At 54.0% G+C, this 14,239-nt stretch carries 3 protein-coding genes and 2 pseudogenes; 4 read left to right on the forward strand and 1 reads right to left on the reverse strand.

Features of this window, described 5'->3' with window-relative positions; translation table 11 throughout:
• Nucleotides 1-129 precede the first annotated feature (129 nt).
• The 3 genes from HUW52_RS30190 to lspA all read left to right on the forward strand — a co-directional run bounded on the left by HUW52_RS30190 (nucleotide 130) and on the right by lspA (nucleotide 12,763).
• On the forward strand, nucleotides 130-10,266 hold the full coding sequence (locus HUW52_RS30190) for a non-ribosomal peptide synthetase (RefSeq protein WP_218586350.1): 10,137 nt from the start codon (nucleotides 130-132) through the stop codon (nucleotides 10,264-10,266).
• 163 nt (nucleotides 10,267-10,429) lie between these two features.
• Entirely contained in the window at nucleotides 10,430-12,091 is a 1,662-nt protein-coding gene (locus HUW52_RS14055) for a cyclic peptide export ABC transporter (RefSeq protein ID WP_175553977.1), read from the forward strand.
• Nucleotides 12,092-12,277: 186 nt separating this feature from the next.
• A complete protein-coding gene (gene lspA, locus HUW52_RS14060; protein WP_256668317.1) occupies nucleotides 12,278-12,763 on the forward strand; it encodes a signal peptidase II in 486 nt (161 codons plus the stop codon).
• A 181-nt stretch (nucleotides 12,764-12,944) separates the two neighbouring features.
• Here the strand turns inward: lspA and HUW52_RS14065 are convergent.
• Nucleotides 12,945-13,844, reverse strand: a pseudogene (locus HUW52_RS14065) (IS3 family transposase); the annotation flags it as partial.
• Nucleotide 13,845: 1 nt separating this feature from the next.
• On the opposite strand from HUW52_RS14065, the pseudogene greB reads away from it, so the two are divergent.
• Nucleotides 13,846-14,199 (forward strand): annotated as a pseudogene (gene greB, locus HUW52_RS14070) (transcription elongation factor GreB); the annotation flags it as partial.
• Nucleotides 14,200-14,239: the final 40 nt, after the last annotated feature.

The raw sequence follows: 14,239 nt of genomic DNA on the forward strand, positions 1-14,239 counted from the left end.
ATCGCAGAGCGGTTTGCTCAGTTGAGCGTTGAGCAGCGTCGTGCGGTCTACGAAAAAATCAGACTTGAGGGCTTAGTGATCGGACAGTTTCCGATTCTAGTCCGCAATGAGTCGCTCAAAACTGTCTGCATGGCTTCCTATGCTCAGATCCGGCAATGGTTCCTGTGGCAGCTGGAACCGGCCAGCACGGCGTACCACATCAGTGGCGCACTGAAGCTGCGCGGTGAGCTGGATGTTGAGGCGTTGAAAGCCAGTTTTGATGCCTTGGTGGCTCGTCACGAATCGCTGCGCACGGTGTTCGGTGCCGGTGATGACGGGCAGGTGCGACAGATCATCCGTGATTCGATGTCGACGCAAGTTGAAGTCATCAACGTAGGCGCCGAGCCTGTGAAGCAGCGAGAGGTCGCAGTACGCCTGCACCAGACGCCTTTCAATCTGGAGACTGGTCCATTGCTGCGGGTCGGCTTGATCCGTCAGGCGGCGGACGAGCATGTGCTGGTGGTGGTGATGCACCACATCATCTCGGACGGTTGGTCGATGCAGGTCATCGTCGACGAGTTCGTGGCGCAGTACAGCGCACGTGTTCAGGACCAAACACCAGAGTTGGAGCCATTGCCGATCCAGTATGCCGATTACGGTGTATGGCAACGCCACTGGCTGGAAGCAGGTGAGAAAGAGCGACAATTGAATTACTGGAAAACGCATCTGGGCGACGAGCATCCGGTACTTCAACTACCAACGGATCATCTTCGAAGAGCGGATGGCCGCTATGTTGCTGCCCGTCACAGCCTCGAATTACCTACGGCTCTGGTTCAAGGACTGCAGCAGCGGTCACACGTTGAGGAAGCTACGCTTTTCATTGTCCTGCTTGCGGGAATACATACGCTCCTTCACCGCTACAGTGGCCAGCAAGATATTAGGGTCGGCGTTCCCATTGCCAATCGTAACCGGATAGAAACCGAATCAATAATTGGATTTTTCGTCAACACGCAAGTACTACGTAGTGCGTTGCATGGCCGGATGACCCTGTCAGAAGTACTTGAGCAAACCAAAACTGCAGTTCTTGGCGCACAAACGCACCAGGATCTGCCGTTCGAACAACTGGTGGAGGCATTGCAGCCAGAGCGCACTCTGGGCATCAACCCGCTGTTTCAGGTGATGGTCAACCATCAGAGGCAGGATCTGCGGGCGCTGCAGCACCTTCCCGGACTCAGCCTGGAAGACTATGTGCTGGGTGAGCAAAGTGCACAGTTCGAACTGACTATCGACACCAGCGAGGATGCTGACGGCCGGGTTCAGGTGAGTCTTACCTACGCCAAGGAGCTGTTTGAACCTACGACCATCGAACGCATGACGCAGCATTACGTGGCAATCCTGCAGGCGCTGGTCGATCAGCCGCAACAAACGCTGGGTGATATCGAGCTGCTCAAAGATTCCGAACGCGCTCAACTTCAGGCCTTGGGTGAAAACCCTACCCGTTACCCACATGCACGGCCAGTCCATCGCCTGATCGAAGATCAGGTTGGCGAACGTGGCGATGCAACTGCGGTCGTGTTTGCGGGCGACAGTCTGACGTACGCTGAATTGAACCGCCGGTCTAACCAACTGGCGCATCATTTAATCGATCTGGGTGTACAACCGGAAGCGAAGGTGGGCATCGCCGTCGAGCGCTCGCTGGACATGGTGATTGGCCTGCTGGGGATCTTGAAGGCTGGTGGGGCCTATGTGCCGCTGGATCCGGAGCTACCGACGGAGCGCTTGGCGTACATGGTGCGCGACAGCGGTATCAAGCTGCTGCTGACGCAGAGCACTGTGAGTGGCCGTCTCTCAAGTACCACCTCTTTGCAGGTATTGGCGCTGGATGCCATAGATTTGAGTGCGGAGTCTGCTCAAAACCCGGACGTCATCCTGCACGGCGAAAATCTGGCCTACGCGATTTATACCTCCGGCTCCACCGGCAAGCCGAAAGGCGTCATGGTAAAGCACGGTGCGCTCAGTCACTTCATGCTGGACATGCAGCAACGGCCAGGCATGACAGCGCAGGACGTGATCGTTGCAGTAACGCCGCTTTCTTTCGACATTGCTGCGCTTGAGCTTTATCTGCCATTGATCAGTGGTGCCCGGATGGTACTGGCCCCCAAAGACGTGGCACGGGATGGTGAAGCATTGGGTCGTCTCATCAATGAGAGTCACGGCACGTTGCTTCAAGCGACCCCGGCTAGCTGGCGGATGTTGCGCGATAGCGGCTGGTCGGCCGAGCACTTGGGCTTCAAGGGCCTTTGCGGAGGTGAGGCGTTGACCGCGGATCTGGCGCAGGATTTGCTCGGTAATGGTGTCGAACTCTGGAACATGTACGGCCCGACCGAAACCACCATCTGGTCATCAGTCAGTGAAGCAAAGCTGGGTCAGAACATTGGTCAAGCCATTGCCGATACCAAGCTATATGTCCTTGATGCCAGTTTGAATATGGTCCCGGCAGGGGGCGCAGGCGAGTTGTGTATTGGCGGCGTTGGATTGGCCCGAGGTTATTTGGATCAGGCAGCTTTGAGTGCTGAGCGTTTTGTAGCGAACCCGTTCGCCAAGGCGGGTGAGCGTCTGTATCGCACCGGTGATCTGGTGCGCTGGAACCACGAAGGACAGTTGGAGTATCTCGGCCGGATCGACCATCAGGTCAAAATCCGTGGTTTCCGGATTGAGCTGGGTGAAGTCGAGGCGCAACTGCTGGCGCAGCCTGAAGTGACAGCGGCGGTGGTGGTGGCCAAAGAAGGGCCAAGTGGTGCGCGACTGGTCGGTTATGTGGTGGCACAAGCCATCGACTCCCCGACATTGCGCGAGCGCTTGAGCCAGACACTGCCGGACTACATGGTGCCTGGTGTGGTCGTGATACTAGAAAGCCTGCCGCTGAATGCCAATGGCAAGGTGGACCGCAAGGCATTGCCGGAGCCAGAGTTCGAGAGCGAGCGAGTGTATGAGGCCCCGCGAGGTGCCGATGAGGAAACACTGGCGGCAATCTGGGCCGCGGTACTGGAGGTCGAGCGTGTCGGTCGTCACGACAACTTCTTCGAGCTGGGTGGCGATTCGATCCTCAGTCTGAAGGTGGTGGCGCGAGCCCGGGCCAATGGTCTTGGACTGACACCTCGTCATCTTTTCGAGCATCAGAGCTTGGCGGCTGCGGCGAAAGCTGGCGGTGGGCAGAGTGCTGTGATCGAGACGATTCCCGTACTGACGCAGCGGGACGATGTGGTTCCTTCGTATGCCCAGGCACGGCAATGGTTCTTGTGGCAACTGGAGCCGGCCAGCACGGCGTACCACATCAGTGGTGCACTGAAGCTGCGCGGTGAGCTTGATGTCGAGGCGTTGAAAGCCAGTTTTGATGCCTTGGTGGCTCGTCACGAATCGCTGCGCACGGTGTTCGGTGCCGGTGATGACGGGCAGGTGCGGCAGATCATCCGTGATTCGATGTCGACGCAAGTTGAAGTCATCAACGTAGGCGCCGAGCCCGTGAAGCAGCGAGAGGTCGCAGTACGCTTGCACCAGACGCCTTTCAATCTGGAGACTGGTCCATTGCTGCGGGTCGGCTTGATCCGTCAAGCGGCGGACGAGCATGTACTGGTGGTGGTGATGCACCACATCATCTCGGACGGTTGGTCGATGCAGATCATCGTCGACGAGTTCGTGGCGCAATACAGCGCACGTGTTCAAGGTCTCACGCCAGAACTGGCAGCCTTGCCGATCCAGTACGCCGATTACGGGGTGTGGCAACGCAATTGGCTGGAGGCGGGGGAACAGGAGCGGCAACTGGCCTACTGGAAAAACCAGTTGGGTGACGAGCATCCGATCCTGCAGTTGCCGACGGATCATCCTCGCCAAGTAGAAGGCCGCTACCGTGCTGCCCGCCACAGTCTTGAACTACCAGCTGTTTTGGTCCAAGGCCTGCACAAGCGAGCACAAGCAGAGAATGCAACGCTGTTCATGGCGTTATTGGCGGGAGCTCAGGTGTTGCTCCACCGCTACAGCGGACAAGAAGATATTAGAGTCGGGGCACCTATTGCCAACCGTGAGCGGGTGGAAACCGAAGGCGTAGTGGGGTTCTTCGTCAATACTCAGGTGCTGCGTAATGTGCTGCACAGCAGGCTCAGCCTTGTGCAAGCTCTTAGAGCGGCGAAAGCAGCGACTGCGGGCGCACAGGCGCATCAGGATCTGCCTTTTGAAAAACTGGTAGAGGCCCTGCAACCGGAACGTAACCTGGGCATCAACCCGCTGTTTCAGGTGATGGTCAACCATCAGCGGCAGGACCTGCGGGCGCTGCAGCAGCTGCCCGGGCTCAGCCTGGAAGACTATGTACTGGGTGAGCAAAGTGCACAGTTCGAACTGACCATCGACACCAGCGAGGATGCTGACGGCCGGGTTCAGGTGAGTTTCGCTTACGCCCAGGAGTTGTTCGAGGCTGAAAGTATTGAGCGCATGTCGCGCCATTACGTGGCGATCCTGCAAGCGTTGGTCGATCAGCCACAACAGGCACTGGGGGATGTGCAACTGCTGGATGCGATGGAGCAATGCCAGCTTCAGTCGTGGAGTGAAAATTCCACGCGCTTTGGGGATTTGCAGCCGGTTCATCGCCTTTTTGAGCAGCAAGTTCAGAAACTTGGACAATCCACAGCGCTGCTCTTTGCGGATGAAAGACTGACTTACGCCGAGCTGAACTCTCGGGCAAACCAACTGGCACATCACCTGATCAACCTGGGTGTGCAACCGGAAGCGAAGGTGGGCATCGCCGTCGAGCGCTCGCTGGACATGGTGATTGGCCTGTTGGGGATCTTGAAGGCTGGTGGGGCCTATGTGCCGCTGGATCCGGAGTTGCCGGCGGAGCGCTTGGCGTACATGGTGCGCGACAGTGGTATCAAGCTGCTGCTGACGCAGAGCACTGTGAGTGGCCGTCTCTCAAGTACCACCTCTTTGCAGGTATTGGCGCTGGATGCCGTGGATCTGAGGGCGGAGTCAGTAAAAAATCCAAATGTTGCTGTGCATAACGAAAACTTGGGCTATGTGATTTACACCTCTGGCTCCACTGGTAATCCGAAAGGCGCAGAGATTCGTCATCGTGCGCTGAGCAGTTGCATGACTTGGATGCAGGAAACTTATGGGCTGACGCAAGTTGATGCGGTGTTGCATAAAACGGCGTTCAGCTTTGACGTCTCTGCGTGGGAAATTTTCCTACCATTGACCGCCGGAGCACGGCTGGTGATGGCTAATCCTGGAGATCAGCGTGATCCGGAAAGAATTGCACAGCTGATTCGCCAGCATCAGGTGACAATCGTAAGTTTTGTGCCTTCGATGCTTCAGGCTTTCTTGGCCCATATTGGCAATAACGCACACTTGCCATTGCGTTATGTGATGTGGGGCGGTGAAGCCGTCTCTGCGAGTATGCAAGGTGAAGCGCTTCGTCAGCTTACGGGCGTCAGTTTGCAAAATATGTATGGGCCGACGGAAACCACTATTCACGTTACCCGCTGGACCTGTAGTGATGATGGGCGCAGCCCGGTGCCTATTGGGCACCCTATCTCTGAAACGCAAGCCTATGTGCTGGATGCCTCTTTGGGGACGGTGCCACAGGGTGTGGCCGGTGAGCTCTATATTGGTGGAGAGCTATTGGCTCGTGGTTATCTCGGGCGGGCAGGCTTGAGTGCCGAGCGCTTTGTGGCGAGCCCGTTCGCCAGGGCGGGTGAGCGTCTGTATCGCACCGGTGATCTGGTGCGCTGGAACCACGAAGGACAGTTGGAGTATCTCGGCCGGATCGACCATCAGGTCAAAATCCGTGGTTTCCGGATTGAGCTGGGTGAAGTCGAGGCGCAACTGCTGGCGCAGCCTGAAGTGACAGCGGCGGTGGTGGTGGCCAAAGAAGGGCCAAGTGGTGCGCGACTGGTCGGTTATGTGGTGGCACAAGCCATCGACTCCCCGACATTGCGCGAGCGCTTGAGCCAGACACTGCCGGACTACATGGTGCCTGGTGTGGTCGTGATACTAGAAAGCCTGCCGCTGAATGCCAATGGCAAGGTGGACCGCAAGGCATTGCCGGAGCCAGAGTTCGAGAGCGAGCGAGTGTATGAGGCCCCGCGAGGTGCCGATGAGGAAACACTGGCGGCAATCTGGGCCGCGGTACTGGAGGTCGAGCGTGTCGGTCGTCACGACAACTTCTTCGAGCTGGGTGGCGATTCGATCCTCAGTCTGAAGGTGGTGGCGCGAGCCCGGGCCAATGGTCTTGGACTGACACCTCGTCATCTTTTCGAGCATCAGAGCTTGGCGGCTGCGGCGAAAGCTGGCGGTGGGCAGAGTGCTGTGATCGAGACGATTCCCGTACTGACGCAGCGGGACGATGTGGTTCCTTCGTATGCCCAGGCACGGCAATGGTTCTTGTGGCAACTGGAGCCGGCCAGCACGGCGTACCACATCAGTGGTGCACTGAAGCTGCGCGGTGAGCTTGATGTCGAGGCGTTGAAAGCCAGTTTTGATGCCTTGGTGGCTCGTCACGAATCGCTGCGCACGGTGTTCGGTGCCGGTGATGACGGGCAGGTGCGGCAGATCATCCGTGATTCGATGTCGACGCAAGTTGAAGTCATCAACGTAGGCGCCGAGCCCGTGAAGCAGCGAGAGGTCGCAGTACGCTTGCACCAGACGCCTTTCAATCTGGAGACTGGTCCATTGCTGCGGGTCGGCTTGATCCGTCAAGCGGCGGACGAGCATGTACTGGTGGTGGTGATGCACCACATCATCTCGGACGGTTGGTCGATGCAGATCATCGTCGACGAGTTCGTGGCGCAATACAGCGCACGTGTTCAAGGTCTCACGCCAGAACTGGCAGCCTTGCCGATCCAGTACGCCGATTACGGGGTGTGGCAACGCAATTGGCTGGAGGCGGGGGAACAGGAGCGGCAACTGGCCTACTGGAAAAACCAGTTGGGTGACGAGCATCCGATCCTGCAGTTGCCGACGGATCATCCTCGCCAAGTAGAAGGCCGCTACCGTGCTGCCCGCCACAGTCTTGAACTACCAGCTGTTTTGGTCCAAGGCCTGCACAAGCGAGCACAAGCAGAGAATGCAACGCTGTTCATGGCGTTATTGGCGGGAGCTCAGGTGTTGCTCCACCGCTACAGCGGACAAGAAGATATTAGAGTCGGGGCACCTATTGCCAACCGTGAGCGGGTGGAAACCGAAGGCGTAGTGGGGTTCTTCGTCAATACTCAGGTGCTGCGTAATGTGCTGCACAGCAGGCTCAGCCTTGTGCAAGCTCTTAGAGCGGCGAAAGCAGCGACTGCGGGCGCACAGGCGCATCAGGATCTGCCTTTTGAAAAACTGGTAGAGGCCCTGCAACCGGAACGTAACCTGGGCATCAACCCGCTGTTTCAGGTGATGGTCAACCATCAGCGGCAGGACCTGCGGGCGCTGCAGCAGCTGCCCGGGCTCAGCCTGGAAGACTATGTACTGGGTGAGCAAAGTGCACAGTTCGAACTGACCATCGACACCAGCGAGGATGCTGACGGCCGGGTTCAGGTGAGTCTTACCTACGCCAAGGAGCTGTTTGAACCTACGACCATCGAACGCATGACGCAGCATTACGTGGCAATCCTGCAGGCGCTGGTCGATCAGCCGCAACAAACGCTGGGTGATATCGAGCTGCTCAAAGATTCCGAACGCGCTCAACTTCAGGCCTTGGGTGAAAACCCTACCCGTTACCCACATGCACGGCCAGTCCATCGCCTGATCGAAGATCAGGTTGGCGAACGTGGCGATGCAACTGCGGTCGTGTTTGCGGGCGACAGTCTGACGTACGCTGAATTGAACCGCCGGTCTAACCAACTGGCGCATCATTTAATCGATCTGGGTGTACAACCGGAAGCGAAGGTGGGCATCGCCGTCGAGCGCTCGCTGGACATGGTGATTGGCCTGCTGGGGATCTTGAAGGCTGGTGGGGCCTATGTGCCGCTGGATCCGGAGCTACCGACGGAGCGCTTGGCGTACATGGTGCGCGACAGCGGTATCAAGCTGCTGCTGACGCAGAGCACTGTGAGTGGCCGTCTCTCAAGTACCACCTCTTTGCAGGTATTGGCGCTGGATGCCATAGATTTGAGTGCGGAGTCTGCTCAAAACCCGGACGTCATCCTGCACGGCGAAAATCTGGCCTACGCGATTTATACCTCCGGCTCCACCGGCAAGCCGAAAGGCGTCATGGTAAAGCACGGTGCGCTCAGTCACTTCATGCTGGACATGCAGCAACGGCCAGGCATGACAGCGCAGGACGTGATCGTTGCAGTAACGCCGCTTTCTTTCGACATTGCTGCGCTTGAGCTTTATCTGCCATTGATCAGTGGTGCCCGGATGGTACTGGCCCCCAAAGACGTGGCACGGGATGGTGAAGCATTGGGTCGTCTCATCAATGAGAGTCACGGCACGTTGCTTCAAGCGACCCCGGCTAGCTGGCGGATGTTGCGCGATAGCGGCTGGTCGGCCGAGCACTTGGGCTTCAAGGGCCTTTGCGGAGGTGAGGCGTTGACCGCGGATCTGGCGCAGGATTTGCTCGGTAATGGTGTCGAACTCTGGAACATGTACGGCCCGACCGAAACCACCATCTGGTCATCAGTCAGTGAAGCAAAGCTGGGTCAGAACATTGGTCAAGCCATTGCCGATACCAAGCTATATGTCCTTGATGCCAGTTTGAATATGGTCCCGGCAGGGGGCGCAGGCGAGTTGTGTATTGGCGGCGTTGGATTGGCCCGAGGTTATTTGGATCAGGCAGCTTTGAGTGCTGAGCGTTTTGTAGCGAACCCGTTCGCCAAGGCGGGTGAGCGTCTGTATCGCACCGGTGATCTGGTGCGCTGGAACCACGAAGGACAGTTGGAGTATCTCGGCCGGATCGACCATCAGGTCAAAATCCGTGGTTTCCGGATTGAGCTGGGTGAAGTCGAGGCGCAACTGCTGGCGCAGCCTGAAGTGACAGCGGCGGTGGTGGTGGCCAAAGAAGGGCCAAGTGGTGCGCGACTGGTCGGTTATGTGGTGGCACAAGCCATCGACTCCCCGACATTGCGCGAGCGCTTGAGCCAGACACTGCCGGACTACATGGTGCCTGGTGTGGTCGTGATACTAGAAAGCCTGCCGCTGAATGCCAATGGCAAGGTGGACCGCAAGGCATTGCCGGAGCCAGAGTTCGAGAGCGAGCGAGCGTATGAGGCCCCGCGAGGTGCCGATGAGGAAACACTGGCGGCAATCTGGGCTGAAGTGCTTGGTGTTGAGCGCGTTGGACGCAATGATAATTTCTTCGAGTTGGGAGGGCATTCAATTGCTGCTTTGCGAGTAATTGCTCTCGCTCGTGAAAGCAACATGACGGGGCTTCGATTAACACTTCAGGCCTTGATGACTCGACCTAGTATCAAAGGCCTTTCAGAGGCGCCCGAATCCATGACGTTGCTTAACAAAGCGATTGAGGGAAGTACTCCTCTATTTTGTATTCATCCAAAATTGGGGATGGTTTATAGCTATTTGGCTATGGCAAAACGGCTTAATGGCGCTCGGTCGGTTTATGGCTTGTCCTGCAGAACTTTAAATAACTCCAAGCACCGCGACGTATCGCTAACTCAGATGGCGGATGACTATGTAGAGTTAATAAGGGCTACTCAGCCACAGGGGCCATACTCAATATTGGGTTGGTCCTTGGGTGGGGCTTTGTCGGTACTGATTGCCGCGAAACTTGAAGCTCTCGGGCAGTCGGTTGCGTTTATCGGGTTGATTGATCCGCCGGTGTTTACTGAACTCGTTGAAGTAGTACCAGAAGAGAGCTGGCAGGATGAATTTATCGGTTTTTTCCGGCAGGTTACAGATCGTTCAGAATTAATAGTTGGTCTGCCAGCTGAAATTGTAGATCCGATGATCGACGAACAACCTTTGCTCGAGTGGTTGCGTGCTTTCGTATTTGGTTGTCAGGAGCGCCTGCAGCGTAAAGGAAGAAAAATTTCAGCTGACGAAATAGTCAGAGTGTTCTTGGTAGGAAGATGTTTAACACAAGCAACAAATCGTTCGCTAAAAGCGTTTCCTTCAGTGAGAGCCGAAGTACATTGCTGGTGGGCGAATGACAGAAAATCTGAATCTGTCGTTGATCTAACTAATCAACTTGGAGCAAGCAAGATTCATCACTATCAAATCAATGATGATCATGAGGGGATTGTGGAGAATCCAAACGTTCTTGGAGATCTTGAACGAATTCTAGGGAGGATGTAACTAGCGTTGATGGAGGACGGGCGATGGATTGCATTGCCCGACAGTTCAGGGGGGAGGCCTAAACAAAATACGCCGGTAATTCGTCCCCCTCAATTGTTATGAGCATGCCAGAGAGGCCTAAGGTGGCCATTCGCGTCCATTCTTTTTTCTAGTGGAGAAATTTTTGCTTAGCTACCTAATACGAAAATCCCGCAATCTGATGATCGCTGCCGCATTGGTAAGTATTACCAGTGGTTTGTGCAGTGTTCTTTTGTTGTCGCAGGTCAATGCCGCATTGACCGCCACATCATGGGCGGAGCGAGCTGCAGTGGCTTGGCGTTTTGCCATTTTTGCACTTGCTGCAATGTTCGGTCAGATGATTTCTTCGGTACTTTTCGAACGATTGAACCAGCGTGCTCATGCCGACCTAAGGCGTTTCATCTCCAAAAGAGTCATCTCCGCAGATTTTCGAAGGCTTGAAGAGGTTGGGAGCGCAAGAGTACAAGCGGCCTTATCCGAACACTGCACGAAGGTCGCAGAGTTTTTTGTAAGTTTTCCGAGAATCCTCGTCAATGCGATTATCGTTCTGGGTTCATTGGTTTATGTTGCTTGGCTCTCATGGCAGGCTTTTTTGGGGGCTGTGATCGTAATTGGATTGGGTTCTCTAGGTTACCACTTGGCACACCTACGTGCGATTCGGCATTTGGAAGTCGCTTCAAAAGAGCAGGGTCGCCTGTTCGACCATTTCCGGTCTTTGACGGACGGAGCCAAAGAATTAAGGCTTCATGCAAAAAAACGCAGAAAATTTACTGACGATGTACTGGATAAGTCAATTGATAAAGTTCGTCGTGAACGAACTTTCGGGATGTCTTTATTTTTGGTCTCGTCCGCATGGGGGAACTTTCTAATCTATGCATTTATAGGTTTGGTGTTGTTTGTGCTCGTAGGGGATGTTCCTGATCGTGCACAAATAGTTACCGGGTTTGCGTTGGTTTTTATTTACATGGTTGCACCTTTAGAAAGTCTACTCGTATCCCTGCCTAACGCCAATCTGGCAAAGGTTGCAGGTTTGCAGATTGACGAGATAGTCCAGCAGCTCGTGCAAGATGAAGTTGGTGGGGTGGATGCAGTTGTGTCTGGATTTGATAGTTTGGTTTTGTGTGGTGTTGAATATCAATATTATCACGAGAGTGCTGACGATTTGTTTACGTTGGGACCTATTGATCTATCCTTTTCTCCTGGAGAAATTACATATTTGGTAGGGGGGAATGGTAGCGGGAAAACATCGTTGGCAAAAATGATAGTTGGACTTTATCGGCCAGAGTTGGGAGAAATCCGTATCAACGGAGAGCAGGTTTTTGACGCTAATCGTGACAGATACAGGCAGATGTTTTCCGCTATTTTTTCAGATTTTCATTTGTTTGAGCAAATGATGGATACTTCATCGGCAGAACTAGACCAAAAAGCTAATATGTTGCTTGAGAAACTACATCTAAATCACAAAGTACATGTGCATAACGGCGCATTTTCGACGAGGTCTTTATCACAAGGACAGCGTAAGCGTCTAGCTTTGGTTGTAGCGTATCTAGAAGATAGACCTTTCATAGTGTTCGACGAGTGGGCGGCCGATCAAGACCCAGTGTTCAAGGAGGTTTTTTATCGTGAGTTACTGGTGGAACTGAAAGCTCAAGGAAAAACCGTGCTGGTCATTACACATGATGATAGATATTTCCATCTCGCAGATCGACTGATTCGCATGGAGAATGGTCAAATGCTCTCAGTCGAAGCTTCGGTTGGAGCCCTCTCAAGGAGATCGGTTTGTACAGATCCATCCAGCGTCTCCTAAACGGGGTAAGCTTATGCTTGTAGCAGGTGTGAAATGTGCTGATTCGCAGATTTTCGTGAGTGGGCGATTCAGGTAAGATTCGTCCACGACTAGCCTTGCTCTATGCGATGTAAACTGCAGGCAAAAAAGCTAGATTTTCAAAGGTTTGATTTCCGAATAAAGAGAGGGGCGAAATTGATTTCAAATGTGGGTGCTAAGCTAAAATACTTCTTTGTCTCATTGGTTGTGGTTGTTGTTGATCAGATGACTAAAAGTATTGCTAACGCAAATTTAGATTTTGGGCGTTCAGTAAAAATCTTGCCGTTTTTTGATATTCAGCTTTCTTATAACTCCGGTGCCGCTTTCGGATTTCTCAGTCGCGCAGGAGGTTGGCAGCAGATACTTTTTTCCATAGTTGCCATTTGCGCAATTATCCTGCTGGTAGGCTGGATAGCTAAACAACCTAAGCATAAAATTAGATATACCTTTGCGTTAGCTTTGCTTCTAGGTGGGGCTATAGGTAATTTAATTGATCGGATGGTATATGGGCATGTGGTAGATTTTGTGCTTCTACATTGGCAAGATCATAACTTTCCGAATTTTAATATTGCGGATTCGGCAATAACCATTGGGGTGCTATTGTTAATGCTAGACTCTTTTAAAGTCAAAGGAGTCGTGGATGACAGGCCTTGACTTTAAGTCTTGAGTAATTTTGGTAGTTGGTGACGTTTTCTGAGGCAATTGTTTCAATCTTGAAGCGCATCTATGAGTTGAGCTTTAGAGCGTCGTCACCAACTCATCGCTGACCTTATGTAGCCATCGGCGACCCCTTAAATCGGAAAGCACCACCTTGCGAAAAGCGTCTTTGTAGTGGTCAACTAATCCCGGACACGACGTTAAGTTTTTCCTCGGCCCGCGCTGGTGCCAACCCATCGTTGAATTGATGAGGCCGAATCCAGTTGTAGCGATGCATCAAAAAATGGCTGATATCGCGCTGTGCTTCCTGCGCAGTTCGATAGCCCACGGTCGGTATACATTCTGTTTTCAAACTGCGAAATACGCGCTCCATCGGTGCGTTATCCCAGCAGTTTCCTCGTCGACTCATGCTTTTGGGTATGCGGTATCGCCACAACCGCTGCCGAAAGAGTCGGCTTGCATATTGCGATCCTTGGTTTGAGTGGAATAGCAGATCCGAAGGCCTACCACGCTGCTCGTAAGCCATATCCAGCGCTTTGATCACCAACTCAGCGCCTGGCTTTTCCGACAACGCCCAGCCCACGATCCGACGCGTATAAAGATCCAGGACGACAGCCAGGTAATGTCACTTTCCTTGCGCCCAAATGTAGGTGATATCGCCGCACCAGACTTTATTGGGCGCTGGCACGTCGAACTCGCGGTTCAATGTATTCGGGATATCTAGCCTTTCTACTGTTGCTCGTTTGTAGGCGTGGGAGCCGGGTTGTTTGCTGACTAGATCAAGCTCGCGCATCAAGCTACGCACTTTGAATCGACCGAGTTGCTCACCGTCTTCATGCATCAGCGACAGGATGCTTCGACTGCCCGCAGAGCTGCGATTTTGCGAGAACTGCTCACTGACGCGACTACGCAATCGAAGCCGTTCATCGGGCGTGGGGCGCCGCAGGCGCTGGGCGTAGTAGCACGAGCGAGTGACGTCAAACACCTTGCACAGCCAATCAACCGGCTCATGCGCGCTCAACTGGTCAATCAGCGCGAACGCTCGTGATCTTCCGACATCAAGAGCGCGGTAGCCTTGTGACCGTAGTGAGAACGCGGATTATCAATACAACAAGAAGCTTCTCCGTGAGATTGATCGCAGAGTTCGATACCTACATAAGCGTCTTGAGGACGTGCGGGTTGTCGAGTATTCGCCTGAGCAGGAAGGAAAGGTTTTCTTTGGAGCCTGGGTAGAGATTGAAAACGATGTGGGAGAAGTAAAAAAATTTCGGATTGTGGGGTACGACGAAATTTACGGCCGTAACGATTACATCTCGATCGATTCGCCGATGGCGCGTGCGCTGTTAAAAAAAGAGGCGGGCGACGAGGCCGTTGTGCAGACACCAGGCGGAGAAATGTTGTGGTGGGTCAACGAAATACTTTATAGGAAATAGTATGATTTTCTAGGTATCAGTACTATTTGTAAGTGCTTGT

Source organism: Pseudomonas sp. 43A (assembly GCF_013363935.1).
Lineage (GTDB): Bacteria > Pseudomonadota > Gammaproteobacteria > Pseudomonadales > Pseudomonadaceae > Aquipseudomonas > Aquipseudomonas crudilactis.